Origin of the sequence: Williamsia muralis (genome assembly GCF_002735905.1) — a bacterium.
In the GTDB taxonomy this organism is placed as follows: Bacteria; Actinomycetota; Actinomycetes; order Mycobacteriales; family Mycobacteriaceae; genus Williamsia; species Williamsia muralis_A.
In genome coordinates, this window is the sequence record NZ_PEBD01000008.1 from 596513 (window position 1) to 623148 (window position 26636).

Genomic DNA, 26636 nt, shown 5'->3' on the forward strand with positions numbered 1-26636 from the left:
AGCTCATGTCGACAACGCAGACCTTCTTGCTCCCCGACCTCGGCGAGGGACTCACCGAGGCCGAATTGCTCACCTGGCTTGTGAAGGTCGGGGACACAGTCGAACTCAACCAGAACATCGCCGAGGTCGAGACGGCCAAAGCATCGGTCGAACTGCCCTCTCCCTATGCGGGAACCGTTGTGGCGCTCTATGCAGACGAGGGAGCCACCATCGAGGTGGGTCGGCCGTTCATCGACATCGCCGTCGGGGGCGCCGCCACGCAGAACCACACGCCGACTGCCCCGCAGAACCCCGTCTCATCAGGCCCTGCCCCGTCGGACTCACGTCCCGCGGGCAAGGAACGCACGCCGGTGCTTGTCGGGTACGGCGTCGCCGAGGAGAGCACGGGACGGCGTCGACGGCGGACGAACACGGCCACCGTGTCGGCAGTGGATGCTGTTGTGACAGAGCAGGAGCGCCCGCTGGCCGCGCCGCCGGTCCGGTTCGCAGCCAAGCAGAACGGTGTCGATCTGGTCGAGGTGCCCGCCACCGGCGGTCGGGGGCAGGTCACCCGCGACGACCTCGAGCAGTACCTGGCCCGATCAGCTGCCGACCCGGTGTCCGAGCTCTTACCCGAACCCGCCGCAGCTTCGGGCGAATCCGCCCAACCTGGCGCGGCGGTGCTGGACGAAGAACGCACCCCGATCAAGGGGGTCCGCAAACACACCGCCGACGCCATGGTCCGCAGTGCCTTCACCGCACCGCATGTCACCGAGTTCGTCACCGTGGACGTCACCCCGGCCGTCGATCTGCTCGCACAACTCAAGGAGTCCAAGCACTTCCGGTCGGTACGCATCACGCCGCTGGCCTTGGTGGCCAAGGCGCTGCTCGTGGCACTGCGGTCCAATCCGTCGCTCAACTCTGCGTGGGACGAGGCTAATCAGGAGATCGTCACCAAGCGCTACGTCAACCTGGGAATCGCAGCGGCGACCCCGCGCGGCCTCATGGTGCCCAACATCAAGAACGCCCACGCGTTGAGCCTGCGTGACCTCGCCGAAGCGCTCACCACCTTGACGACTACGGCGAAAGAAGGGCGCACCGGTCCACAAGACCTGTCCGCGGGCACCATCACGATCACCAATGTCGGTGTGTTCGGGGTGGATTCGGGAACGCCGATCCTCAACCCCGGCGAGGCGGCCATCCTGTGCTTCGGCGCAATCCGTCGACAGCCGTGGGAACACCGGGGTGAGATCGCCCTGCGATCGGTGACCACGCTCAGTCTCTCGTTCGACCACCGGCTGGTCGACGGCGAGCAGGGATCTCGTTTTCTCGCAACCATTGCCGACATCCTTTCCGATCCCGTCACGCTGATCGCGCTGAGCTGAGCGCACACCCGGAGGAAAAGCCATGACCGACATCCCCGACGTCCTGATCCTGGGAGGCGGGTCGGGTGGGTACGCTGCAGCCTTCCGCGCCGCCCAACTCGGCAAGACCGTCACCCTCATCGAAGAAGGCAAGGTGGGAGGGACCTGCCTGCATCGCGGCTGTATCCCCACCAAGGCGTTGCTCCATGCAGCCGAGGTCGCCGACACGGTTGCCCACGCATCCAAGGTCGGGATCGGCGCCGAGCTCACCAAGGTCGACGTGGCGGGAATCCACGCGTACAAGAACTCGGTGGTCGACCGCTTGTACCGAGGCCTGCAAGGACTGGTGAAAGCCCACCGGGTCGAGATCGTGAACGGCACCGGCCGCTATATCGGGGGACGCAGCGTCGAAGTCGGGGGGACCACGTTCACCGGACGATCACTGGTGCTCGCGACGGGTTCGGCAGCCCGGACGCTGCCGGGTGTCGACAGCGGTGGTCGAGTCCTGACGAGTGATGACGCCCTCGAACTGCCCACGCTTCCCGAGCGGGTGGTGGTTCTCGGCGGTGGGGTGATCGGCGTCGAGTTCGCAAGCGTCTGGACATCTTTGGGTGCCCAGGTCACCATCGTCGAAGCGCTGCCACGATTGATCGCCACCGAGGACGAGTGGTCGTCCAAACAACTCACCAGGGCTCTCAAGAAGCGCGGCGTGACCGTCAGGACCGATGCGCGGTGCGAGGCTGTCACGCAACAGGCCGACGGGGTGGCCGTGGCACTGGCAGGAGGCGACCTTCTCGAGGCGGACGTTGTGCTCGTGTCGGTGGGTCGTGGTCCGCGGACGTCTGAAAATGGCTTTGCACAAGGCGGCATCGAGCTCGACGAGCGTGGATTCGTGCGCGTGGACGATGCGCTGCGTACATCTCAGGACGGGGTATACGCAGTGGGCGACATCGTCGCGGGGCCACAACTCGCCCATCGCGGTTTCGCGCATGGCATCCACGTGGCCGAGGTGATCGCCGGACGCGATCGGGTTCTCGTCGAGGACTCCTCCATTCCGCGAGTCGCGTACTGCAATCCGGAAGTCGCATCTGTCGGGCTCACCGAGGCGCAGGCGCGTGAGAAGTACGGTGAGGTGTCAACGGTGGTCTACGATCTGGCCGGAAACGGGAAGAGTCAGATACTCGGAACCGGTGGCGGAATCAAAGTGATTCGTGCGCAGAAGGATTCGGGACCGGTCGTCGGCATCCACATGGTGGGTGAACGCGTCGGCGAACTGATCGGCGAGGCACAACTGACCGTGGGGTGGGGCGCCTACCCGGATGACGTCGCCGCGCTTGTCCATGCTCACCCGACTCAGTCCGAAGCGCTGGGTGAGGCGCACATGGCGTTGGCGGGGCTGCCGTTGCACAGCCACGGCTGAGCCCCGGCCGCTTCGCTAGACGGTGGCACCTCTCCCGTCGAGTGCGGAGGCCACCAGGTTGCTCACCGCAAGCGGTTCGCCCTTGTCGACTGCCGCAGCCCACTGCTCGGTTGTCGCCACGGCCGCGAAGTTGGAATTCAGCAGAACCATGATCGTCTCGTGTAGCTGCTGGGCAGATACCCTCCCGGCCTCGTTCGACAACGCTATGGCTCCGGTGGCGTCGGAGAGCACTTCGGTTGTGAACCCGAGCGACTCGGCGTGGGCGGCGGTTGCGATGTCGCAGTTGTTGGTCATGAAACCGACGATGGAGATGGTGTCGATACTGTTGTCGCGCAACCACTCCGCTGCATCTGTGCCGGCGAAGACGCTCCCGTACACCTTCTCGACACGCTTCCACTCGGGTTGGACCAGTTCGGCGACCGCGGGGTGCAGTTCACTGGCCGGCGAGCCCGTAGCGAACACGGGTGCACCTGCCGGGAGGAGATGCTGAACGACCACGACGGGAATCGACTGCGTTGTGGCGACTTCGATCGCCCGTACGACGTTGGCCAGCGAGTCCTCACGAGGTGGGTACTGGATCTCCAGCGGGCCGTCGAAGTACTCCTGCTGGACGTCGATGACGATGAGTGCGCGTCGAGGGGACGGCATGAATGGCTCCTTTTGGGTCAGGTGCGTGCTGGTGTGCCTGCCATTCTTCGGATCGGACGTACACTACGACAGTGGCCCATATGCACTCTTTCGATGAGATCGTGCCAATGTGATGCGGATCGGCATCTACGCTTTCGACGGCATCACGTCGTTTCACCTCGCCACTCCCCAGATGGTGTTCGGCGAAGTGGCTCGGCTGGGCATCGACGCGGGATGGGAGACGTTTCTGTGGTCCGATGCGCCGGGGAGTATCAGAACGCTCGAGGGATACACGGTCGATCCGGTCGGCGGACCGGAACTGGCCGATGGGGCCGACATCATCGTTGTGCCGTCCTGGCCCGTCGATGCGCCGGTGATCGGTGATTCCCTGAGACAGAGCCTGATCCGTGCCCACGATGCGGGCGCCATCATCGTCGGGCTGTGCCTCGGTGCATTCGCCGTTGCCGATACCGGGATCCTGCACGGGCGCAGCGCGGTGACCCATTGGGAGGCGATGCCCCAACTCTCGCTCCGGCATCCGGACATCGTGCTGGACGATTCGGTCCTCTATGTCGACCACGGTGATGTGCTGACCTCAGCGGGCACCGCAGCCGCAATAGACGCGTGCCTGCACCTCATCCGCAACCACATCGGCGCGGCAGTCGCCGCCCGCGTGGCGCGAAGTCTGGTCGTGGCTCCGCATCGGGAGGGTGGGCAGGCTCAGTACATCGATCGGCCCGAGGCGCTTCCCCGCATCAACGGTGCCATCGCGGAAGTCCAGCATTGGGCACTCGAGCACCTCGATGAACCGCTCGGTGTTGATCGCCTGGCGACACACGCCCGGATGAGCCGGCGCAGTTTCATCCGGAAGTTCACCCAGGAGACCGGATCGAGTCCTGCCAGATGGGGCGTCAACGCATCGGCGCTGCGCGGGCGCTGCTCGAGAGCACGGATTGGGGGATGGATCAGATCGCCGACGCCTGCGGGTTCGGCAGCACCGTGACCTTCCGGCAGAACTTCGTCGCGATCCTGGCGACCAGTCCGAGCAGCTATCGCCGCCAGTTCACGACGCAGAGCACGTCCATCGGCGACCGCGTCCAGAACCGCCGGCGGGGCAGCCGAGTGCTGGTCAGCGCGCGGCGTTGATCGCGAACCGCTGGTTGCGTGCCCGCAGTTCGGACTCGGTGGCCGGAACCATGAAGTCGCGGGCTTCGTGGACACCTTCTTGCGCGGTTGCCACCCGCGGACGTAGCAACTGTTCGTAGCGGGTGAACGCGATGTCGTGGGCGGCGCCGGCCTTTGTCATCTCCGACACCAGAGTGTGGGCACCGATCATCGCCAGTGAGGTGCCTCGTCCGGAAAAGAGTGATGCGGCGTGTGCGGCGTCGCCGATCAGGACCACCCGCCCGCTCGACCACCGGGGCATGTGCACCTGGCTGACCGAATCGAAGTACAGCCTGTCGGCCTGGGCGACAGCCTGCAGCAGGAACGGGGATTCCCAACCCTGCTCGCCCTTCATCAGGTCGATCAGCACCCGCTTCTGGTCGCCGAGATCACGGTTGTCGTAGCCGACCTCGGGGGTACGGGCGGCCATGAATCCGATTGTGCGCGAACCGAAGTCCGTGATGCAGAACATGCGGCCCGGGGTGTTGTAGGTGACGCTCTCGCCTGGGGTTCCCGAACCCAGGGGAAGGTCGACGAAAGCGGTATAGGTGTCGAGATGCCGGCGGAAGGTGGTCTCGGGTCCGAACACGGCTTCTCGGACCGTCGAATGGATACCGTCCGCGCCGATGACGAAGTCGAAGGCGCCTGTGCGGCCGGACGCGAGCGCGACATCGACGGCAGTGCCGGTGTCGGTCACGTCGACGATCGAGTCGTCGTAGACGAACTCGACATTCGGGCCGATGGCGCCGTGCAGGATTCCGATCAAGCTGTCCCTGGCGATCTCGACGTCGTCGGCCGAGTCGGTGGCGAACTCGTTGGGGAGCACGGCAATCGGGTGACCCTGATCGTCGACCCAAGTGGTGAAGGCCTCACGGCCGGACGTCGGCACCCTGCTGTCGCGGATGTCGCCGAGGATTCCCATCGCGTCAGCGACCGCGAGTGCGTCGCCACGGATGTCGATCGGTGACCCTGCCACCCGCAGTGCCGGTGCGCGCTCGACCACTGTGACGTCGTGTCCGGCCTTCTCGAGCCAGAATGCAACCGAGAGACCGGCGACGCTCGCTCCCGAAACCAATACAGCCATGGTGGCCTCCCTCAGATCTGAGCCCGCATCCGATCGTATGCAATTCGGCTACAATAGGATCCAATCTAGCATTGTGTGCGTGTTCGCGCACTCGATAGCGACGATGTTTTCCGCCCATCGAGAAAGAAGATCGACATGTCAGACATCGTGGTCACGCTCCGAGACGGTAGATCGGTGCCATGCATCGTAAAAGGTTCTGGCGCACCGCTGTTGCTGATCCACGGGGCCGAGAGTGATCGGACGCAGTTCGCCGACCTCATGACACGGCTCCCATCCGGCCTGCAGGCAGTCGCCTACGATCAGCGCGACACAGGCGACAAGGTCAGCCCAGATGAGCACTACACGATGGATGCCATGGCGGATGACGCCGCCGACGTGATCGAGGCACTGCAATGGTCGAAGGTGCACGTACTCGGAACCTCGTACGGAGGCGTGGTCGCCCAGTTGCTGGCGATCCGGCATCCGGAGCGGGTCAGAACACTGTCGTTGGTGTCGACCACCGGTGCGTACTCATGGCTGGCCGGATTCGCGGAGAAGTCGAAGAAGATGTCGGCGGCCGAGAGGGCCCAGACCATGCTCGACGCCGCGGTCAGCCCAGACGCGCGAGCGGCCGATCCATCGCTTGTGGACCGTATCCGGGCGGCCTTGGTGGACCGGACAGCCGAGCAGCACGCCCGGCGGATGAACGCACTGAAGCACCACGACTCGAGGCAACAGCTTCACCGGATCGGTGTGCCCACTCTGGTCGTGCACGGCGCCGACGACCCGGTGATCCCGATCACCGCAGGTCGGGAGCTGGCCGATCGCATTCCTGGGTCCGCATTCTGGGAGATCCCGAAGGCGCGGCACGCCACCGCGTTCGAGCACGGCGACGAGTTGTGCGGGAGGGTGGCGACCTTGGTCGAAGGCCGATGATCGAGCCGTGATCCCGGGTTGGTCGAGCCACACAAAGGGGGTGCCTCCGAGCGGAGGCACCCCCTTCTGCGGTGGATGATCTCAATCGGTGAGGTGCTCCTCCAGGTCGTGGCCATGGCCACGGCGCCGGTAGATGACGGCCCCGTAGATCGCGCCGATGATGGGGATCGCCGGCATGGCGGCGACGATCCAGGAATCGCTACCGGTGACGTCCTGGTAGTTGATCACGACGATGACCCCGATGGCGGTGAGCAGCAGGCCGGAGATGGCCGGTGCGATCTTCGACGACCATGCGGTCTCTCCATCGAGCCGACCACGCATCGAGGCGACGACAACACTGAGGCAACAACCGATCATCAAGCCGATGATCGACAGTGAGGTGATGCCTGATACCGCTGGGAAGAGATTGATGATGGGGTCGGACTTCGCGATGACAAACGGTACGAGAACGATCAGGGAGATGGCGATCTGAACGGCACACGACACCTGCGGCGTGCCGAAACGGGGATGGACGTCAGCGCATCGCTCCGGCAACAACCGAGACCTGCCCAGCGCGAACATGTAGCGCGCGGCCATGTTGTGAAAGGCAACCGCTGCGGCCAGGAAGCTGAAAGCGACGAGCAGACTGAGCATCTCATCGGACCATCCGCCGAGGTATTCGCTGGCGGTGGCGAAGATCAGGCTGCCCGGATCTTCGGCGGCCACGGTCTGGACGTCAGGAAACGCTGCCACGATCGACCACGTCGAACCCATGAAGACCAGAACAAGAAGCGCCAGAGCGCAGTACGTCGCAACCTTGATGCTGCGTCGCGGTGCGCGAGCCTCCTCGCCGTAGATCGCGGTGGCCTCGAAGCCTGCAAATGACAGCACGCAGAACACCAGCGACAGCGCGAGGTTGCCTTCGAACATCCGGTCCGGGGCAAACACATTGAGGGAGAAGCCCTCCGGGCGCTGGACGAGAATAGCAATGCCCAGCCAGATGATGATGCCGAACTGGGCGATGGAGACCAATGAGGTCACCTGTTTCGTGATCTCCACACCCACCAGTCCGAGAACTGCGGTGATCACCAGTGCTATTGCGCCGTATACGTACCACGGCAGGTCGATGTCGGTCATCGTGCCCACTGCGATATCGGCGAAATAGCCAGTGGCAGCGATCATTCCAGCGGCAGCAAGGTTGTAGGCGACCGTTGCCACGAACGCCGAACCGGCCCCGGACGCCTTGCCGAGGCCGTAGCCGATGAATGCGTAGTAGGCGCCGGCGTTGATGACCCGCCGGCTGAGCACCACGTAGCCGGCCGTGAACAGGGCCAGCAGGATGCCGACCAGGACAAGCAGTCCGACAAGTCCCTCACCGACGCCGAAGGCCAGGCCGATCGAGAGGTTCGACGCCATTGCGGTCAGTGGCGCGGTCGCCGCGACGACCATGAACACCATGCCGGCGACGCCGATGGTGTTCTTCTTGAGTTGATGTGTATCTACCGGGCTGATGAGCTCGTCATTTGGGACGGCCATGTCTTCTTCTCCTGGTGAGGGGGATCAGTATGAGGGGATGAGGGCGCACGGAATCGCAGTCGGGCGTCGCCGCCCCGTGATGGGTTTCTGTGGTCGCGCCGCGGGGGCGCCGAGGTTTCAGATGTCGATGTGATCAGCGATCGGCGGGTGTGGTGAATGACCCGCGATCGTTGTGCTGCCAGGGCAATTCGGTCTCGCTGGGTGAGGTTTCGAGCAGTTCCACGACGTAGTGGGTGACGGTCTCGTCGCCAAGGTTGCGGATGCGGTGAGGATTGAGCGGCTTCGCCGATCCCACGGTCTTGTAGAGGACAAAGCCGGGCTCCGCTTGCTGCGTGATGCCCCACTCGTCGTCACCGAGTTCCTGCCCCTGTGCGTTGCCGGCTGCAGGCCAGATGACGACGTGGTCATGGTGGTGCTGATGAAAATCGAACAATCCCCCGGGTTCGAGCGTCATCGACCACACGCGCACTCGATCGTTTTCGAAGATGAGGGTGTCACCGGGCGTCGGCGGAATCGCGGTGCCGGGACTGGTCGGGATGTCGGCCATGTGAGTTGCTCCTAGCGGGTGGTGAAGTGCTGTATCAAGTGTTGCTGATCTGAGCGCAGTTCGCAGCTGGATCCAAAAAATTGAAACGGGATGCAACCGCGACCTTGCCACTTCGCGAACAGTCCGTCAATAGGAACGTGGATTGTTCACGCAGGTAGAAGATGTTTCATCGGCGTTACAGCGGTTGATACGCGGTGTGCGATGGGGCGATGACTGTCGCGGGTTGCCCACACAGTGGGGCATGGCCAGGCGCCCTATGGTTACTATTCGTACAAATAGGATCCAATAACGAGCGCCAGCGAGGTTTGACCAATGCCCTTCACGCCCCCGAGAGAGTTCCTCACCCGCCCAGACCTCAAGGGAACGTTCGGGATGTCGGCCTCGACGCACTGGCTGGCGTCGGGTGCGGCACAGTCGGTGCTGGAACGCGGTGGTAACGCCTTCGACGCAGCCACGGCTGCCGCGTTTGTGTTGCACGTCGTCGAACCGCATCTGAACGGCCCGGGTGGCGACATGGTCGGCATCGTCTCCCCGGTGGGCAAACCGCCGCAGGTGCTGATGGGCCAGGGCCCGGCGCCGGCCGCAGCCTCCATCGCTCACATGCGTCGACTCGGTCTGGACATGGTGCCGGCGTCTGGTGCCCTCGCCGCCGCGGTGCCGGGTGCGGTGGATGCGTGGTTGCTGCTTCTGCGTGACCATGGCACCTGGGAGCTGAGCGACATCCTCGACTACGCGATCGGCTACGCCGACAACGGCCACTGCCTGTCAGGACGAGCGTGCGCGGTGATCGGCACCGTCGCCGACCTCTTCTTCGAACACTGGCCGACATCGGCGGCGCTGTGGATGCCCGACGGCCGCGTTCCACTCGCCGACCAGTTGTTCAAGAATTCCGCGTACGCTGCGACTCTTCGACGGCTGATCGCCGCCGGCCGGGACCGACGTTCACGACCGGAGCGGATAGAAGCCGCGCGTACGGAGTGGGGCTCGGGGTCGATTGCGGCTGAGATCGATGCGTTTGTGCGACAACCGCATCGGCATTCTTCTGGACGGGACCATCGAGGGGTGCTGGCGCTCGCTGACATGGCGGCGTTCAGCGCCTGCTGGGAGCGTCCGGTGGCCTTCGACTTCCGTGGATCGACCATCCTGAAGTCCGATGCCTGGGGGCAGGGGCCGGTGTTGCTGCAGGCGCTGGCCATCCTCGACGAACTGCCCGACGAGGATGTCGATCCGTCGACCGCAGTCGGCGCACACAATGTCCTCGAGGCGCTCAAGCTGGCCATGGCCGATCGAGAGGCGTACTACGGCGACGGCCTCGACCGGTCGCAGCTCGAGGTGTTGCTGTCACGGGAGTACGCCGCCGTTCGCCGCAAAGAGATTGCGTGGCATGCGTCCACCGAGTTCCGCCCCGGGCTGTGCGGCATCGATCCCTACGTGCCCCCGCTGGTGGAAGCGGCCGGCCAGGCGTCGGGAGGTGCGACCGGCGAACCGACCGTCACCGTCACCGGCGAGACGCGCGGCGACACCTGCCACATCGACGTCATCGACCGGTGGGGCAACGCGATCTCGGCCACTCCCTCGGGCGGGTGGCTGCAGTCGTCGCCGACCATTCCCTCGTTGGGTTTTGCTCTGGGAACACGACTTCAGATGACGTGGCTCGACCCGGCCAGCCCGTCTGCCCTTCGCCCTGGGAAGAGGCCGCGGACCACGCTGACCCCCACCATGGTGATCCGCGATGGATGGGCGGTTGCGGCGCTGGGCACGCCCGGTGGCGATCAGCAAGACCAGTGGCAACTCAGTTACCTCTTGCGAACACTCATCGGCGGTTACACACCTCAGCAGGCGATCGATGCCCCGACCCTGCACACCACGTCGATGCCGGGCTCGTTCTGGCCACGCACCTGGGAGCCGGGAGGAGCAGTGGTCGAGGATCGACTGGGGGAGGCGGTGATCGGGGAACTCGTCGCTCGTGGACACCACATCACCCGCGCCGGTGACTGGTCACTGGGCCGGCTGAGTGTGGTCACCCGCGACCAGTCTTCCGGCGTACTCGGGTCGGCTGCCAATCCCCGTGGGGCACAGGGTTACGCAGTCGGACGATGACCGGCGCGGACGATGGGATCTGTGACGGTCAGGGTGTGAAGGTCTCTTGTGAACGGCTGGTGATGAGTTCGCGTGCCCGGCGGGAGTGTTCGATCATCAGGTCCCGGGCAGCGTCGCCATCGCGGCGGTCGATGGCCTCGACGATGCGCGCGTGCGCGTCGGCGTTCTCGGCCAGCAAGCGTGGGTCGGCATCCAGAGCCGTCCATGTGAGGTTGCGGGGGATCCGGTGATGCAGCGACGACACCGTCGCGGTGAGCTGGGTGTTTCCGCCCGCGTCCAGGATCGTGTCGTGAAAGGTGGAGTTGGCCTTGACCCAGCGCTTGCGAAGCTCTGCAGGCGTGGACTCCCCGTCGAGGGCAGCCTGCACGACGGCACGGAAATCGTCGACGGCCGCGTAGAGAACCTTCAGTTGAGAGTGGGTGATCAACCGGGCCGCCTCGTGGGCAGCGTGCCCCTCGAGCAACGCCCTGACCTCGAATACCTCGGTCAACTCGCGCAGCGACGGCTGACGGGGCCGGGCTCCGCGGTTGGGGACGATCTCGACGACGCCCAGAGCCTGCAGTTGGCCGAGCGCTTCGCGGATCGGCATTCGGCTCACCCCGAGTTCTCTGGCAAGCGACTCCTGGCGAATCCAGGTCCCGAAGTTGTACTCACCGCGGCTGATTCGCTCCGCGATCGTGTCCACGAGCTGCTGGACCAGCGGCGAGGTGGCTCCGGCAGGCTCACCGCCGCCGTTCTGTGCCATCGATGTCCTTCCGCAGACGTCTCGAAGATTGGATCCAGATGAATGCTACTGACTCCGCCCGTGCAGTGTGGGCAATGCTACCCACGCCCTTCACGCCAGGCGGCGAACGGATCTGCGAGCAGTCCCTCCGCGCGCTGACCCGCGAAATGCTCGGGCGAGGATGTACGGGATCGATCGCGCTCGGGGTCATCGCCGAACCGGCCTCGCTCTCGCTCGACGAGAAGATGAGGGTGCTCGACGTCGTGATCAGCGCATCGGAAGGCGCTCCCGTCATCGCCACGGTCATGTCACTGGACCCGGCGGTCGCGGCGGACGAGGCGACAGCGCTCGGCACACGGTTCGGGACGTCGCTGGCAGGAGTGATGATCCCTGTTCGATCAAACGACGCCGATGTCGTCAGACGTTCGATTGTTGATACCCACGGCCTCAGTAATCTGCCGGTGATGGTGCAGGATCTACCGTCGGCCACCGGTGTCCGCATCGACATCGACGACCTGGTCGGTGCACTCGCCGGTCTGGGATCGTCGTTGATGGCGGTCAAAGCCGAAGCACCTCCGACATTTTCGAGAATCCGCAGACTTCGGGAAGACGTCGGCACCGTGGTTGTTTCCGGCAACGGTGGGATCGGCGTGGTCGATGACTTCCTTGCCGGAGCCCGGTGGGCTGCTGCTGGGGTCTCGCGCCCCGAGGTACTGGTGCAGGCAGTCAGGCGCATCGAGTTGGGCGACCTCGTGGGTGCACAGCGAATGATCGACTCCGTGGCGTCGCTGATTTCCTACGAGACCCAACCGGGCACGAGCATTGCGATCCGGAAGGAGCATTGGCGACGGCAAGGTGTCATCGCCGACTCCGCTGTCAGGCGACCTACGATGTCGTACGACCCGGCATTCGACGTCCACAGCGAGCGAATGGGTTTCACTGCCGGCTGAGCCCACACCGCCCGTGACCGAACTCAGCCCGCCCCGACCAGTTGGAGCACCCGATGACATCCCCAAAAGAGCCGGCACTTCTCGACCGCGTCGAAAGGCGGGGCCTGGTCCTGATGTTGGTACTGACGTTTGTCACAGGGGTGGTCGATGCGGTCGGCTACCTGGGTCTGGACCGCGTCTTCGTGGGGAACATGACGGGCAACATCGTCATCCTCGGAATGGGTGTCGCCGGCGCCGACGACCTGCCCGTCCTCGGACCCGCGATCGCGCTCGGCACATTCGTGATCGGGGCTTTCGCCGCGGGAATGGTGTTGCGGCGCAGACCGAAGGGCTGGACGACGGCCGTGACAGGTTGTCTCGCCGCAGGTTCGGTGATTCTCGCCGCCGCGGCGACAGCTGCCGCCCTTACCGACACCGAACACTCCGTGTCGGCTCAGATCTGCGTTGCCGCGGCAACGGCCGCCGCAATGGGCATCCAGGCGTGCGTGGCCCGCAAGGTTGCCATCGCCGACATGACGACGGTGGTGGTGACTTCCACCCTGACATCCCTGGCCGCCGAGACATGGACGCGTGGTGGACGAACTGCCCTTTGGAACCGTCGATTCGGCGCCATCGCAACGATTTTCGTCGGAGCTGTGATCGGTGCTGTGCTACTGGCGGTGAGCGCCGTGGGTGTCGCGCTGGCCGTCGCCGCGGGGTTGTCGGTCCTGGTGACCGTGATCGGGCACATTCGTATGCGAGCCTCGGCCTGAAGAAGTTCTGATCCGCTGCGCAGCGGTGGTGGACTCCCGAGCGTCACTGTTCTTCAGTGTGCGGTTCGGGCGGTATCCGGAAGCCCCGGAATGTGACCTGTTCGCGTATGCGGAAACCGAGTCGTTCATAGAGTGAGACCGCAGCGGTATTCGATTTGATCACGTGCAGGAACGGCCGATCACCGCGGGCCATGATTCTGGTGACAAGCGCGGTGACCAGTTGAGAAGCGTAGCCGCGTCCTCGAGCCCCAGGGGCGGTGCAGACCGCACTGATCTCAGTCCAACCCGGTGGCCGCAGCCGTTCGCCGGCCATTGCCACCAAAGCTCCGTTCTCTCGTATTCCGATGTAGGTGCCCATGTCTGGGGTCTGCGAGAAGAACGGTCCGGGGCGGGTCAGCGCGACGAGGTGGAGCATGTCGGGCACCTCGGCCGAACCCAACTCGACCACGTCGACGTCTGTCTGCCCCCTCGGTTCGTCTTTGTCGTAGATCATCTGAAAGCCGTCGAGATCGAACACCGGTTCCCAATCGGTCGGTGGCTCTGCGGTGGAACTGAACATGTCGGCGAGCTCACCTGGGCCGAGAAGCCGTGCGAGATCGTCCCATCTACGCGGGTCTTGGTCACTGTCGACGGCCGCGAAAGTGGCGACGCCGGAACGGTATGCGCCGGCCCGGCCGAATCTGCGCGCGAGATGGGCGTGACGATGCCGCAGTGATTCACCGACTGGGTCCGCCAGCGGCCCGATGTCGCTCACCGGTGTGGAGCTGGTGCTCTCCTCAATGCCTGCCACCTCGCGAGTATGCACGACTCCCACCCGGGACTTCAGCGCACACCATGACGCCGATCGCCGAGAATCCTGGTGGTCACCGCTGCCTCGATCTCCCGTGAGAACGACGCCGCCCTGGCTTTGACCGCTGCCTGCGCATCGCTGGAGATGAGGTCGAAGTTGATGGCGGCGGCGGCCCTCATCCCACCGGCGGCCGACGATCCGACCGTTGCCGAGAGGTCGGTAACATTGCCTGCAGCCCAGACACCTTCGATGTCGGTGCGACCCATTTCGTCGCTGGCCACGTACAAGCCGCCGGACATGTGGTCGGACAGCGTGCCGCCGAGCAACTCGTAGACGTCGGCTCGTGCAACCATCCGCGGCATGACCGTGACGGCCTCGACATCAAAACGTCGGCCGCCGACCACCTCCACTCCGCGCAGCGCGCCGCCTTCGATGACAAGCTGCGTGACTCTCCCTTGCACCACAGACACATTCAGTGCAGCGAGCTGCAACCATTCACTCTCGCTCGGCTCGGGCATCTCGTGCAAGAACAAGGTGACGTTGTCGCTGAGCTGGCGGAACAACAGCGTCTGGTGCACGCTCATGGCGCCGGTGCCGAGCACTCCGAGCTTGCGTCCGCGCACCTCCCATCCGTGGCAGTACGGGCAGTGCAGCACACTCGATCCCCACAGCTCGGCCACGCCGGGAATGTCGGGGAGTTCGTCGATGAGGCCCGTCGCCAGCAGGAGCCGGCGGCACTTGACGGCGTGGCCATCGGTGAAGTCGACCTCGAAACCGTCGGTGTCGCGTCGGACCGCTGCGACGCTGCCTGTTGTGATCTGCGCACCGTAGTGCTCTGCTTCGCGTCGCCCCTTGGCCAGCAACTCGAGTGGTGAGATGCCCTCGTTGCCGAGCAGATTGTGCGCACCCTCGGCCTTGGCGTTACGCGGTTCGCCACCGTCGATGACCAGAACTGTGCGGAGCGACCGCGCCAGCGTCGTCGCTGCGCCGAGCCCAGCCGGTCCGCCGCCGATGATGACCACGTCGTAGAAGTTGTCGGTCGAGTTCATGAATCCTCCTTGAGGTGCTCATCGCCTATCGATGGGCACGGCTCGAGGGTGACTCAGAATTGGGATTTCGGCAAGTAATCTTGCTGGATTGGCAAACTGCACGCTGTTTGTTTGAAGGCGAGGCTGGGTCAGTGCCGTGAGCGCGCCTTCAACGATGCACGGGAAACGGGGCCAATCGGGGGCCGGTAACGCCGCTTAGGGACTGGGCGTTGCGTCGTCTGGAGACCGAGCTTGTGCCGGTTTGGCGAGCGGAGCTTATGGCCCGCTCGCGAAACTCGCCCGCGCTCGGTCTGCAGGCCGAGCGTCGGCCGGTACCGCGAGCGAAGCTCGAGGCCGGCTCGCGAAACTCGCTCTCGCGGCGTCTGTAGACCGAGCGTCGACCAGTACCGCGAGCACTCCCCACCCAACGACAAAAAGGCGACGCGGTGAACACCGCGTCGCCTTCTGTCTTGTCGTGCTGGTTACTTGATCTTGGGCGAATCCGCTGCAGCGATCTCGACCTCGGCTGTGGCCTGGATCAGCGCCAGCAGTTCCTTGTCGAGGCCGGGTGCGAACTCTTCCTTGCGTTCCGGCGCGATGGTCATGGGGAAGCCCTCGGGCATCACGGCAGTCGACAGTTCGGTTCCGTCGTTGGACGGTGACGCACCGCGGTAGAGCTTCGCAGCTTCACTCTGGTCGTCAGCGCTGAACGTGTACTGGATGCTCTGCAAACCCTTGTCGATGAGCTTCTTGACCTCCGGGAACGATTCGGCGTTCGTCTTCGGGATCGGCAGCACCTTGCCCCAGTTCACGCCGAGACTTTCAAGCGCTTTTGCGAAAGCGTTCTCGTGAGCCTGATCGCGAACGATCAGATAAGAAATCGTCGACCGTGCCGCTTTGTTGTCGGTCATCTCATAGATGCGGCATTTCTGCAGCCGACCGGTCGACTCCAACATCAGGTTGTACAGCAGGTCGAGGACCAGATTTCCACTGTTGTAGACATACGATCCCAACCACGGGTTGCCGGCAGCGTCCACAGGCAGCGCTCCCTGTGCGCCCACCAGGTAATGGTGGATATTGCTGGTGTCGAGTGCGATCTTCAATGGCGTCGCGCCTTTGGCACCGGGCTTGTCGACCGGGTCGGTCTTCTTGCCGTTGTACTCAGGCGACCCGTCCAGAAGACGAGAAATGGTGGTTCCGATCAGCTCCACGTGGCTGATCTCCTCGGTCCCCACGCCCTGGAGCAGGTCCTTGTATGCCTTGGACGACGCATCGCCGCGGAAGTTCATGGACTGGAACAGGTACTGCATCATCGTGCGCATCTCGCCGAACTGACCGCCCAGACCCTCTTGCAGCGCATTCGCGGCTGCGGGATCAGGCTCGTCGATGGCGATCTCATTGATCAACTGTTGTGTGTGCAAGTACACGATTTCTCCTCAAGATCTTTTCGGTGAAACGACCGGAAATCAGAGACGGAATGCATTTGTTCACCGAGTCGAAGCGGGCGGCAACGGCGTCTTTGTATTCGCCCACCGCATTCGGAGCAACCGGTCAGTCCTCTAGTACCCATGTAATTTCAGATCAAACCGACGGGTCCATATTAGGGATGTCAAGCGTTCAACCGCGGGTCGTAAGTGGGGTCCGGATACATTGCGGGGGAGCCGTTCTCAATCGCGTCGAGGCGCAATTCGAAGTGCCACGGCTCGTTCTGGTAAATCCTGCACAGCCCGTACCGCGCACCGTGTGTGGACAGCCACGCGGCTGCCCGCGGGGGTCCGATGTCGATGGCGTCTCCAAAGACATGTGCCGACCTCTCCGGCGTGGCGACCCACCGTGCTGCCTTCGCGCGCGAGCCGAACTTCGAGACCGCGTCCCGGAGGAGCTGCGCCTGATAGGCCGGAGAACGCCATCCGCTGTTGACCTGGAAATCGACGCCCTCGGCTGAGGCGTCAACGGCCGCTCGGCGAACGGCACGGAGGAGGTCGCGGTGGACGTTGGCCACGCCCGGGAGGTGGTCGTCGAACACGGAGGTGCCTGAGGGAAGGACTCCGTCATCCTCGGACAGGACACGGTGGCCGGTCGCGCTGCTGGCTACGGGTGCGGTGCGGGTCATGATCCCAGTGAAGGAACTGCCGCGTTGCCAGCGTGTATGTGCTTTTCGGTATGTCTACGATATGCGGCGGCTCGTAGCATCGATGAATGCGTGTTTTGGTGGTCGAGGACGAACCGTTGATGGCCGATGCCATCCGGGATGGGCTGCGCCTGGAGGCGATTGCCGCCGATACCGCCGGTGATGGCGACACCGCTCTCGAACTGTTGAGCATCAACGCCTATGACATCGCTGTGCTCGACCGCGACATCCCCGGGCCGTCCGGCGATGAGATCGCCGAGAGCATCGTCGCTTCCGGCAGCGGGATGCCGATCTTGATGCTGACGGCGGCTGACCGGCTCGATGACAAGACAACCGGGTTCGAGCTGGGCGCCGACGACTACCTCACCAAGCCGTTCGAACTGAAAGAGCTTGTGCTCCGGCTCCGCGCGCTCGACCGCAGGAGGACACGCAACAGGCCGCCCGTACGGGAGATAGCGGGGTTGCGCGTGGACGCATTTCGCCGCGAGGTCTACCGGGACGGCCGGTATGTGGCGTTGACCCGCAAGCAGTTTGCTGTGCTCGAAGTCCTCGTAACCGCCGAAGGAGGTGTGGTCAGTGCCGAAGAACTCCTGGAGCGGGCATGGGACGAGAACGCCGACCCCTTCACCAATGCCGTGCGGATCACGGTCTCGGGATTACGGAAGCGGCTCGGTGAGCCCTGGCTCGTCGCCACTGTGCCGGGAGTCGGGTATCGGATAGACACGGCGGACGGCACGGACGACGTAGGAGAAGGACGTGGATAGGAAGCCCGGGTTGAGTGTCCGACTCAAACTCACTCTCAGCTACGCCGGGTTCCTCATGCTCGCGGGAGTTCTGCTGCTCGGTGCAGTGCGGGTGTTCCTGCTGCGCTACGTACCGGAGGTGACCGATGTGAATCCAGGCGGCATGCCGAGGATGCCTGGGTCCGGCCCCGACCGATCCGACCTGGAGGACGCTTTCATACCCAAGGCGGCGGCCGCGATGGCGTTCCTGCTTGTGTTCGGCCTCGTGGGAGGTTGGATCCTCGCCGGACACATGTTGGCCCCGCTGACGCGGATCACCACCGCCACCCGGCTGGCTGCGGGTGGGTCACTGTCCCACCGGGTTGCGCTCGAGGGCCGCAACGATGAGTTCCGCGAACTCGCCGACAGCTTCGACGCAATGCTCGCCCGGCTCGAAGCGCATGTCGCGGAACAACAACGGTTCGCCGCCAACGCTTCTCATGAGTTGCGCACTCCACTGGCGATCACACAGACCCTTCTCGATGTGGCACGCAGCGACCCGAACCGCGACACCGCAGAACTGATCGACCGCCTCTATTTCGTCAACTCGAGGGCGATCGATCTCACCGAAGCGCTCCTTCTGCTCAGCCGCGCCGACCAGCGCGTGTTCAGCCGGGACCACGTCGACTTGTCCCTCATCGCCGAGGAAGCCGTCGAAACCCTTCTCCCACTTGCGGAAGAACGAAATTTGACCATCGAGACAGTCGGCGACATCGCTCCCACCACCGGTTCACACGCACTGCTGCTACAGATGGTGACCAACCTGGTTCACAACGCGATCGTTCACAACCTGTCCGAATCGGGCATGGTGTGGATCAGCACGAGTGTCGGGCCCGACGCCGTGGTTCTCACGGTGGACAACACCGGCGACACACTTACCGCTCAAACGGTTTCCACGATCACCGAGCCATTCCAGCGGGGTACCGCCCGTGTTCGGGACGGTCACGCGGGTGTGGGCCTCGGTCTGGCCATCGTCAAGAGCATCGCCCACGCACACGACGGAACGCTGACCCTCACGCCGCGGCCGACCGGAGGCCTGCGCGTCATCGTCCGATTGCCCGTGGCAGGTGAGCGCATCGTCAAGTGAAGTCGGCCCTTACGTCTTCGATGTGCGTCGGTCGGCGACAACATTGAGTACATGACGGGCGAGCATCACGTCGGCATCCGCCACACCGGAGGCCGACGCCCGTGCCGACATCGCCTTGAGTTGCCGGTGATTCGTGAGCAGCGGTATCAGCGTGGTCTCGATCCAGGTCGCGTCGAGGGCCGCGTCGTCGACCTCGATCGCGCCGCCGGCCGCCACACCCGGCGCGGCGTTCAACCGCTGCTCGCCCCCGCGCAACGGCAGCGGTACATACGCTGCCGGTAGGCCGACGGCCCCGAGTTCTGCGCACGTCATGGCGCCTGCACGGCAGATCACGAAATCTGCTGCAGCGTAGGCATAATGCATGTCGTCGACATACGGGACCACGACGTAGGGTGCACCCTCGAAGTCGCCACCGGGAACATGGACCCGGCGCTGAGGGCCCGTGATGTGCAGTACCTGCACACCGTGTGACCGGAGTGACGGGGCCGCCCGGGAGACCGCCGCGTTGATGGCTCCGGCACCTTGAGACCCGCCGGTCACCAACAGGACCGGCAGGTCGGTTCGAAGGCCGAGTCGACGTCGGGCCGTGTCGCGCAGACTGAGACGATCGAGCTGAGATATGGCCGGGCGCAGCGGTATTCCGATGACCGTGGCGTGTGGCAGGCGAACACCGGGCGCGGCGGTGAACACATGTGTCGTGAGTCGGGCACCGAGTCGGTTCGCCATGCCGGGCTGGGCGTTTGCCTCGTGCACGACGATCCCGAGACCACGCATGCGTGCGGCCAGATACGCCGGGGCGGAGACATATCCGCCGAAACCCACCAGAATCTCCGCATGGGTCCTGTCGAGGACCGCACCCGCAGACCGTACCGAAGCGCGCAGTCTGGCCGGCAGGGTCAGCAGCGCACGGTTCACTCGGCGGGGCAGCGGAACCGGCGAGATCAGTTCAAGCGGGTATCCGCGCGCCGGGATCAGGGTGGTGTCGAGTCCGCGAGTGGTACCGAGCGGCGTGACAACCGCAGTGGGTTCCAGGCGACGGAGTGCATCGGCGAAGTTCAACATGGGCTCGATGTGGCCGGCTGAATGTCCCCCGGCCACAGCCAGACGCGGCGCCGGTACCGGGCCGGCCGTCACGTGATCGGGAAGTCGAAGTAGGTGTCTGGGTAGGGCTCGTCCCTCAGTGTGTAGTGCCACCACTCACTGTCGTAGGAGGCGAAGTCGCATGCCTCCATGAGGGAGCGCAAACATTCGCGATTCCTGGCCGCGGCCGCTGTGGTCCCGGACGCGCCATGATGCGAGATGGGATCCATCAGGTCATGCCCGCCACCCATCACGGCCAGTTCGCCGGTGTCCAGGTGGTACAGCGTCAGGTCGGTCGTGCTCCCGCGGCTGTGGCCCGATTTGTAGGCCACATAGCCCCTTTCGAACATCTCGGTTCTACTGATGTTCGGGTGGTACCGCGACTTCGTCCCCGCGTCATCGGGCTGCTGTGCCCAGCGGACGAAGCAGTCGACGGCGCACTGGGGGCGGTAGCCGTCCCAGAGCAGCAGGCCGAACCCGAGTGATGCGGCCTTGTCCCTCACCTGCTCGAGGGCTGAGCACAGGGCTCGCGTGCCGACTATCCGATTGGCGAGGTACCCGTCCACGGGTTTGCCGGTGAAGTTGTCCCACGTTGCATATTTGGCGTCCCAACGTATGCCGGGCACGAACTCGTCGACGTGGACGAAATCGGCGTTCATGAGGACGCACCCTCCATCGTCATGGAGACCATGTGGTCGATCACGTGGGACAACGGCATCCCGGCAGCGACCATCATCCTCGGGTAGCGGCTGTATGAGGTGAGTCCTGGCAGGGTGTTGACCTCGTTGAGGATCACCTGCCCGTTCTCGGTGAGGAACATGTCGACGCGGGACAGCCCACGGCAGCCCAAAGCTCGGTAGATGGACTTCGCTGTCTCTTGCACATGTGCTCGCGACTCGGCGGATATATCCGCGGGAACGGTGACCGTCGAGTTCTCCGAACCGGTTTCCGGATTCGCCTCTTGGTGAATTCGAAAGAAGCCGTCGGACAACATGATCTGGTCGACCTCACCGACGATCACGTCGCTGCCGGTGCCGAGCATGGCGCAGCCGACTTCGCTGCCGAGAACAGCCTCTTCGATGAGAGTCTTCGAATCATACTGGCGTGCGGCGGCTATGGCATCGGCGAGCTCGTACGGAACCCGCACCTTGCTGACGCCGAACGACGACCCGGAGCGTGCCGGTTTGACGAAGACCGGGTAGGGGAGTTGATCGGCGTCGACGTCTCCCTGCGCACCGACAACCCAGAAGTTCGGCGTGGCGATCCCCGCGCTTCTGGCGACGGTGTACGCGAGTGACTTGTCCATGCAGAGGGCTGAGCTCTGGATGTCGCAGCCAGAATAGGGAATGCCGGATAGTTCCAGCAGTCCCTGGATTGCCCCGTCCTCGCCGAGGGTGCCGTGCAGAACGGGAAGCACCAGATCCAGACGCTCGATCTCGTAGCGTCCGTGGTCCAGAACCAGCAAGCCGTGGACGCTCCGGTCGGGAGAAAGCAACGCCGGTCGGCAATCTCTGGTTTCCCAACCGTATTGAGGGTTGTCGCACACTCGCCAGGTGCCACTTCTGGTGATTCCGATGTAGAAGGGCTCGTACTTCGCGAGGTCCACGTGCTTGGCCACCTCCTGCGCGGACTTGACCGAGACGGGGTGTTCCTCGGAACATCCGCCGAAGATGATTCCGATGCGCAACCTAGCCACGATGTTCCCTCTCGAATCTCAAGCAGTTGACGATGGAGTTCTCGACCGTGTCGCGCAGTGCGTGGTCGGTGTAGTAGGCGGTGTGCGGACTGACGATCACGTTCGGCATCCTCTGCAGACGCGACAGCATGGTGCGCCCGAGCGGTCGAGTCCTGCAGTCCGCGTAGAAGATCCCCTCCTCACCCTCCACCACATCGAGGGCCGCGCCGCCAAGGTCGCCCCTCTCCAGCGCACCAACGAGCGCCTCGGTGTCGATGAGCGAACCTCGGCCGGTGTTCACGATGTACGCGCCGCGCTTCATCTGGCTGAGTCGTTCGCGATCGAGGAGGTGGTGTGTTCCCGCGTCGAGCGGTGTGTGCAGAGTGATGATGTCGCTGTGCTGCACCAGTTCGTCGAGGTCCACGTAATCGACGCAAACCGTGGGCCGGATGTCGTAGGCCAGGATGCGGCTACCAAAGCCTCGCAGTCGATCCATGACGGCGGCGCCGATGCGGCCGGTGCCGATCACTCCGACGGTCATGTCGCGTAGCTCGCGCCCGCGCACCTCACTCAACCGGTAGTCGCTGACGGCAGTGCGTCTGATGACTGACTTCGCATCTCGCACGCACATCAACATCAGCATCACGGCGTAGTCCGCGACGCTGTCAGGGGAGTAGCTGACATTCCCGACCGAGATGCCCAGCCGCCGAGCATATTCGATGTCCAGATGGTTGTAACCGATGCTCCTGGTGGAGATGTACTCCACACCGGCCCGGCTGAGTGCCACCAAGGTGGGGTTCGACACCGGTGTCTTGTGCCCGATGCTGATGCAGCGATTCCCCTCTGCTAACGCCGCATTGGTGGCGGAAACCGTTGCTGCCGTGACGGTGACCGCCACGCCCAATTCGAGCGCCATCTCTTCGAAGAGGCGGGCCTCGTCGGGCTCGCAGCCATACACGGTGATTCCCACGAAAGGTGCCGGCGTCGGGGACGAACCGACAGGCATCGGCCGCTGGGCCGCCTGGTGTACTGATGTGCTGTAGGGCATGCCCACAGTCAAGACAGGCGGGTGTTGCCAGGGCGTATGAGGAAATCGATACGCCGACGATATGTGTCGGCGCTGGTTGTGTTCACGGCATCACGCCGCAACACGGGTCACCCCTGGTGCTGGGCGCCCCGGTCACCGCCTGCCATGTCGCCGGTTCCGGGAACTCCGTCGGCGAGCGCATAGCGCAGGTAGACGGTGCCCTGCGGACCCGCTGCCGGTGGTTCGACGAGGGTGAGATTGGTGGGAACAGCTCCGCCGTCGAAAATCTTCTTGCCGACTCCGAGCATGATGGGATGAACCCACAGATCGATCCGGTCGAACAGCCTGTCGCGCAACAGCGTCTGTACCAGGTTCAGACTTCCGACGACCTTGATGTTCTCGTGCCGCTCCCGGATCTCGTTCACCGCATCGGACAGATTGGGCCCGAGTTGGGAAGAGCCTGCCCATGAGAGGTCCGGCTTGCCGCGTGAGGCGACGTACTTGGGAATGTGGTTGAACAACGCGGCGATCTCGTTGTCGGGGCCTTCCTCCTGATGAGGCCAATGTGCGGCGAAGATGTCGTAGGTTCGCCTGCCCAGCAGAAGGGCGTCGGTGCCTTCGTAAGCGGCGCCGACCTGACCCCCGGCGACCTCGTCGAACAGGGGCGCCTGCCAGCCACCGAACGGGAACCCGATCGGGTCCTCGTCAGGTGCTCCGGGCGCCTGTCCGACGAGATCGAGGGTTGCGAACAGTTCCAGGTAGATCTTGCCCATGGTGTACTCCCGATGAAGTGTTTGGTCGTCGAAGTGTGGACCCGGCAACTGGTCGGAACTCATCGGTGACAAGGCTGGAGGTCAGTACAGGGTTTGGTAGGCGACCTCGATGTCCTCGTCGATGCGGTGCGCGGTGGCCTCATCGCGCTGCAACTGAGCGGCCATGATCTCGCCGGTGGTCGGTACCTCTCCCGGTGACGCAAGACTCGCGGGGTCCCACAACTTGGATCGTAGAATGGCCCTGCCACAGTGCAGATATGCCTCGTCGACCTCGACGATGAGAGCGAGTTCAGGAGTTTTGTCTCTGGCCGTGAGTTGGGGCAGGAGGTCGGGATCCTCGGTCAGGTAGCCATTCCCGTTGATACGCAGGGTCTCGCGATGGCCGGGCACCAGGAAGATGAGACCGATGCCGGGGCGCGACAAGATGTTCTCGAACGAATCGATCCGCTTGTTGCCGATGCGGTCGGGGATGGCGATGGTGGTGTCGTCGAGAACCTTCACAAATCCTGGCTGGTCGCCGCGTGGAGAGCAGTCGGCGGATCCGTCGTCGTTGGAGGTGGCCATGCACAGGAACGGCGAACGCGCGATGAACCGGCGGAAGTTGGGGTCGATGGTGCGCTGCACTTTTGTCACCGCCAGGCCGGCGGGCTCGCCGATCAACTCCCTGACCCGGTCATGCGACATACGGCTCGGACGTCCCGTGGGGGCGGCCGGCCCGCCCGATGTCGATGTCATGGCAGAAGGGCCCTTTCGATGATCGGGTTGATCCACTTCTCGATCAACCTGTTTGGATCAGTTCTGGCGGAACTTCTTTGCCGTCTGCGATGGCCGCAAAGAACGCCGTGGTGTTGTCGCCCCAGGCAAGTGAGTCACCGTCATCGGTGAAGATCGACCCACCGTTGGGAGTGGTCACCGTGACCGGGTCGCTGCGCAGCGCCCACGCGAGGCGCGCGAGATGCCATATGTGGTCGCCGTTGTCGACCGTCAGGGAGCTCACCGTCCCGTTCACCAAGGGCCAGAAGCGGAACGGGTTCAGGATCGTCGAGGCGCTGGTTGCCTTCTTCATCAGCGCCGCCATGAACTTTCGCTGGTTCACCACACGCTCGAGGTCGGCGTTCGCGAATGCGCGGGTGCGGACGAACCCCAGGGCCTCGCGGCCGTTCAGGGTCTGGCAACCGGCCTTGAGGTCGATTCCGGCGAGAGGGTCGTTGATCGGGGCGTCAAGACACATCTCGATACCCCCGACCGCGTCGACCATCTTGTCGAATCCGCCGAAGCCGATCTCTGCATAGTGGTCGATCCGCAGACCGGTGTTGGTCTCGATGGTCTGTACCAACAACTTCGGGCCGCCCAGGCTGAAGGCGGCGTTCACCTTGTGCGAACCCTGACCGGGGATGTCGACGTAGAGGTCTCGCGGGATGGAGATGATCATCGGCTTACCGCCGGAGCCGAAATGGACCAGCATGATCGTGTCTGTGCGAGAGCCTTCGCTGTCACCTGTCGAGAGGGCCTGACGCTCGACCTCACTGAGGTCGGCGCGGGAATCAGAGCCGACCAGCAGCCAGTTGGTGCCGGCGCTGCTCGCGACCCGACCCTCGTAGTTGGACAGGGCGTCGACGCGATTGAGTTTGGTGTCGAAGTAGACGAGCAGGCCGATGGTGCCGAGCACCATCACCAGCAGCAGGATCAAGACGGTGCGCACGATCGGCAGCCGTCTGCGGCGGCGCGGCGGTGGTGGCGGGGCCGCACGGTCGGGACGGCGATGCCCCGGATCGCGCGGAGGTTGCCGTGGCCGGTTGTAGGCGACCACCGGGGGTGGTCCCTGAGCAGGTCTCGACGTTCGGGTCTCGGGGGCGCCGGACTCCGACCATGCGCGGGCGGGTTGATAGTTGTCCTGCGGGCGTTGGGGTGGCGGACCCTGAGGTGAACGCGGTGGTCCGGCGGGAGGTGGCGCCTGGCGCGGCGGACCCTGCCCGGGCACACGTCCGCGGAATGGGTCCTGATGTGGTGCGCGCCCGGGGACCGGTCCCGGCCTTCCGTCGGGTTGGCCACCACCGGGGCCTGGGACCATCCGCCGGGTCGGCCCCCCGGGCTGGGGCGGTTGTCCCTGACGGGGACGTCCCGCGCCGCCTGGGCGGCGGATGAACGGCTCGTCCTGGTCAGTCATTGCACAGACTCTACTGAAGAACGTCCAGTCGTCAGCTCGCCTGTTTGTAGTCCCTGAAGGCTGTCGGTTGTGCTGACGCCGAGGGAACCATCCCCTCGGCGCAGTCGTATTCGACAGATTTCAGGGCCGGAATGGACTCAACTCGCTTCCAGCCACCCGAGGTGGTCCTTCAACAGCGCGTAGCCGACAAAGGCGACGGTATCGATGAGTGCATGCCCGATGACCAGCGGCCACACTCGATTGGTCCGCTGGAAAACGCGGCCGTAGACGAGGCCCATGACGACGTTCCCGAGTCCGCCGCCGACACCTTGGTAGAGGTGATAGCTACCGCGCAGCACGGCAGAGAACAGGAGGCTGCGGTTCTCGCTCCATCCGAGTTGTCGAAGCCTGGTGATGATGTAGGCCACCACGAGGAACTCTTCTGCTGCCGCGTTGCCGATCGCCGCGAACACCAACATCGGCAATCTCCAGAATGTCTCGTCGAGATTCGACGGGAGAACCTGGACGTTGAGATCCAAAGCCCTTGCGACAACGTAGAGACCGAGGCCGGGTATCCCGATCAGTGCAGCCAGTCCGATCCCTAGAGGAAGATCGAACCGCGCCTTGATGCGCGGAAAGCCGATGCGTGCCAAGGGAACCCCGGCACGCCAGATCAGGTACACCGCCAGTGCGGCGATGCCGAACAATCTGCAGGCATCGAGCAGTTGGTAGAAGAAGTCGATGAGACCGAGATCGGATGCGCTGTTGTTCAGGGCGACGGCGCTGCCGCCCACCCCGCGCTGGGACATGGCGGTCTCGATGATCGAGAGCAGAGATCTTGCTCCCGACAACCCGAAGGTGAGGACGAGCACGATCGTGATCTCGATACCGATCGCGCGTCGCTGACGGGGATCGGTGATCACCTCCGGCTGCGCCGGTCGTGTCGGTTGCAGCCACGGGCGCAGGTTCACCCGGT

Annotated in this window: 27 protein-coding genes; 10 read left to right on the top strand and 17 right to left on the bottom strand. The window is 64.3% G+C overall.

Annotated features, from left to right (window positions below):
* Positions 1–5: 5 nt before the first annotated feature.
* Positions 6–1364: a dihydrolipoamide acetyltransferase family protein gene (locus CSW57_RS11875; protein WP_099382933.1), complete on the top strand. Its 1359-nt coding sequence runs from the start codon at positions 6–8 to the stop codon at positions 1362–1364.
* Between the two features lie 22 nt (positions 1365–1386).
* Positions 1387–2763 carry a dihydrolipoyl dehydrogenase gene (lpdA, locus tag CSW57_RS11880; RefSeq protein WP_099382934.1) on the top strand — a complete coding sequence of 459 codons (1377 nt, stop codon included), beginning with the start codon at positions 1387–1389 and terminating at the stop codon, positions 2761–2763.
* Positions 2764–2778: 15 nt separating this feature from the next.
* On the opposite strand, the gene CSW57_RS11885 is transcribed toward lpdA, so the two are convergent.
* On the bottom strand, positions 2779–3411 hold the full coding sequence (locus tag CSW57_RS11885) for an isochorismatase family protein (RefSeq protein ID WP_099382935.1): 633 nt from the start codon (positions 3409–3411) through the stop codon (positions 2779–2781).
* A gap of 112 nt (positions 3412–3523) precedes the next feature.
* On the opposite strand from CSW57_RS11885, the gene CSW57_RS11890 reads away from it, so the two are divergent.
* Together CSW57_RS11890 and CSW57_RS24810 are read left to right on the top strand one after the other, a co-directional pair.
* Entirely contained in the window at positions 3524–4393 is an 870-nt protein-coding gene (locus CSW57_RS11890) for a GlxA family transcriptional regulator (protein WP_317615576.1), read from the top strand.
* On the top strand, positions 4351–4536 hold the full coding sequence (locus CSW57_RS24810; RefSeq protein WP_317615577.1) for a hypothetical protein: 186 nt from the start codon (positions 4351–4353) through the stop codon (positions 4534–4536). The genes CSW57_RS11890 and CSW57_RS24810 overlap by 43 nt, the downstream gene beginning before the upstream one ends.
* Here the strand turns inward: CSW57_RS24810 and CSW57_RS11895 are convergent.
* Positions 4520–5638, bottom strand: a complete 1119-nt coding sequence (locus CSW57_RS11895; protein WP_099382936.1) for an FAD-dependent monooxygenase — start codon at positions 5636–5638, stop codon at positions 4520–4522. The genes CSW57_RS24810 and CSW57_RS11895 overlap by 17 nt on opposite strands.
* Positions 5639–5812: 174 nt before the next feature.
* On the opposite strand from CSW57_RS11895, the gene CSW57_RS11900 reads away from it, so the two are divergent.
* Entirely contained in the window at positions 5813–6553 is a 741-nt protein-coding gene (locus CSW57_RS11900) for an alpha/beta fold hydrolase (RefSeq protein WP_189339224.1), read from the top strand.
* 81 nt (positions 6554–6634) lie between these two features.
* On the opposite strand, the gene CSW57_RS11905 is transcribed toward CSW57_RS11900, so the two are convergent.
* Both CSW57_RS11905 and CSW57_RS11910 read right to left on the bottom strand, forming a co-directional pair.
* Positions 6635–8068 (bottom strand): APC family permease, encoded by a 1434-nt coding sequence (locus CSW57_RS11905; protein WP_099382938.1) that lies wholly within the window; start codon positions 8066–8068, stop codon positions 6635–6637.
* A gap of 133 nt (positions 8069–8201) precedes the next feature.
* Positions 8202–8615, bottom strand: a complete 414-nt coding sequence (locus CSW57_RS11910; RefSeq protein WP_099382939.1) for a hypothetical protein — start codon at positions 8613–8615, stop codon at positions 8202–8204.
* A gap of 312 nt (positions 8616–8927) precedes the next feature.
* Here CSW57_RS11910 and CSW57_RS11915 point away from each other — a divergent pair, with 312 nt between their 5' ends.
* Complete coding sequence (locus CSW57_RS11915) at positions 8928–10715, top strand: gamma-glutamyltransferase family protein (protein WP_099382940.1); 1788 nt, start codon at positions 8928–8930, stop codon at positions 10713–10715.
* A 28-nt stretch (positions 10716–10743) separates the two neighbouring features.
* Here CSW57_RS11915 and CSW57_RS11920 read toward each other — a convergent pair whose 3' ends face one another.
* On the bottom strand, positions 10744–11460 hold the full coding sequence (locus CSW57_RS11920) for a GntR family transcriptional regulator (protein ID WP_099382941.1): 717 nt from the start codon (positions 11458–11460) through the stop codon (positions 10744–10746).
* Between the two features lie 74 nt (positions 11461–11534).
* Between CSW57_RS11920 and CSW57_RS11925 the strand changes: the two genes are divergently transcribed.
* Both CSW57_RS11925 and CSW57_RS11930 read left to right on the top strand, forming a co-directional pair.
* Entirely contained in the window at positions 11535–12389 is an 855-nt protein-coding gene (locus CSW57_RS11925; RefSeq protein ID WP_189339225.1) for a dihydrodipicolinate synthase family protein, read from the top strand.
* Between the two features lie 53 nt (positions 12390–12442).
* Positions 12443–13141 (top strand): YoaK family protein, encoded by a 699-nt coding sequence (locus CSW57_RS11930; RefSeq protein ID WP_099382943.1) that lies wholly within the window; start codon positions 12443–12445, stop codon positions 13139–13141.
* 43 nt (positions 13142–13184) lie between these two features.
* Here the strand turns inward: CSW57_RS11930 and CSW57_RS11935 are convergent, their stop codons facing one another.
* The 4 genes from CSW57_RS11935 to CSW57_RS11950 all read right to left on the bottom strand — a co-directional run bounded on the left by CSW57_RS11935 (position 13185) and on the right by CSW57_RS11950 (position 17072).
* Entirely contained in the window at positions 13185–13931 is a 747-nt protein-coding gene (locus CSW57_RS11935; protein WP_223249205.1) for a GNAT family N-acetyltransferase, read from the bottom strand.
* 32 nt (positions 13932–13963) lie between these two features.
* Positions 13964–14980: an NAD(P)/FAD-dependent oxidoreductase gene (locus CSW57_RS11940; protein WP_099382944.1), complete on the bottom strand. Its 1017-nt coding sequence runs from the start codon at positions 14978–14980 to the stop codon at positions 13964–13966.
* Between the two features lie 461 nt (positions 14981–15441).
* On the bottom strand, positions 15442–16386 hold the full coding sequence (locus CSW57_RS11945) for a manganese catalase family protein (protein ID WP_099382945.1): 945 nt from the start codon (positions 16384–16386) through the stop codon (positions 15442–15444).
* 182 nt (positions 16387–16568) lie between these two features.
* The gene (locus CSW57_RS11950; protein ID WP_099382946.1) at positions 16569–17072 is read right to left on the bottom strand and encodes a M15 family metallopeptidase; all 504 of its coding nucleotides are present in this window, start codon (positions 17070–17072) and stop codon (positions 16569–16571) included.
* 86 nt (positions 17073–17158) lie between these two features.
* Here CSW57_RS11950 and CSW57_RS11955 point away from each other — a divergent pair, with 86 nt between their 5' ends.
* Both CSW57_RS11955 and CSW57_RS11960 read left to right on the top strand, forming a co-directional pair.
* Entirely contained in the window at positions 17159–17854 is a 696-nt protein-coding gene (locus tag CSW57_RS11955; RefSeq protein ID WP_099382947.1) for a response regulator transcription factor, read from the top strand.
* Positions 17847–18959 (top strand): sensor histidine kinase, encoded by a 1113-nt coding sequence (locus CSW57_RS11960; RefSeq protein WP_099382948.1) that lies wholly within the window; start codon positions 17847–17849, stop codon positions 18957–18959. Before CSW57_RS11955 ends, CSW57_RS11960 begins: the two co-directional genes overlap by 8 nt.
* A gap of 9 nt (positions 18960–18968) precedes the next feature.
* Here CSW57_RS11960 and CSW57_RS11965 read toward each other — a convergent pair whose 3' ends face one another.
* The 8 genes from CSW57_RS11965 to CSW57_RS12000 form a co-directional block, all read right to left on the bottom strand.
* The gene (locus CSW57_RS11965) at positions 18969–20093 is read right to left on the bottom strand and encodes a UDP-N-acetylglucosamine--N-acetylmuramyl-(pentapeptide) pyrophosphoryl-undecaprenol N-acetylglucosamine transferase (RefSeq protein ID WP_099382949.1); all 1125 of its coding nucleotides are present in this window, start codon (positions 20091–20093) and stop codon (positions 18969–18971) included.
* Positions 20090–20698, bottom strand: coding sequence for a D-Ala-D-Ala dipeptidase VanX (gene vanX, locus CSW57_RS11970; RefSeq protein ID WP_099382950.1), 609 nt, complete (start codon positions 20696–20698; stop codon positions 20090–20092). The genes CSW57_RS11965 and vanX overlap by 4 nt, the downstream gene beginning before the upstream one ends.
* Positions 20695–21735 (bottom strand): D-alanine--(R)-lactate ligase, encoded by a 1041-nt coding sequence (gene vanA / locus CSW57_RS11975; protein WP_099382951.1) that lies wholly within the window; start codon positions 21733–21735, stop codon positions 20695–20697. Before vanA ends, vanX begins: the two co-directional genes overlap by 4 nt.
* Positions 21728–22720 carry a D-isomer specific 2-hydroxyacid dehydrogenase family protein gene (locus tag CSW57_RS11980; protein ID WP_370623954.1) on the bottom strand — a complete coding sequence of 331 codons (993 nt, stop codon included), beginning with the start codon at positions 22718–22720 and terminating at the stop codon, positions 21728–21730. The genes vanA and CSW57_RS11980 overlap by 8 nt, the downstream gene beginning before the upstream one ends.
* A gap of 149 nt (positions 22721–22869) precedes the next feature.
* On the bottom strand, positions 22870–23514 hold the full coding sequence (locus tag CSW57_RS11985) for a dihydrofolate reductase family protein (protein ID WP_099383351.1): 645 nt from the start codon (positions 23512–23514) through the stop codon (positions 22870–22872).
* Between the two features lie 81 nt (positions 23515–23595).
* Entirely contained in the window at positions 23596–24249 is a 654-nt protein-coding gene (locus CSW57_RS11990) for an MSMEG_1061 family FMN-dependent PPOX-type flavoprotein (protein ID WP_099382952.1), read from the bottom strand.
* A 43-nt stretch (positions 24250–24292) separates the two neighbouring features.
* Positions 24293–25681, bottom strand: a complete 1389-nt coding sequence (locus CSW57_RS24710) for an LCP family protein (RefSeq protein WP_223249207.1) — start codon at positions 25679–25681, stop codon at positions 24293–24295.
* Between the two features lie 137 nt (positions 25682–25818).
* Complete coding sequence (locus CSW57_RS12000) at positions 25819–26631, bottom strand: CPBP family intramembrane glutamic endopeptidase (protein ID WP_099382953.1); 813 nt, start codon at positions 26629–26631, stop codon at positions 25819–25821.
* Positions 26632–26636 lie beyond the last annotated feature (5 nt).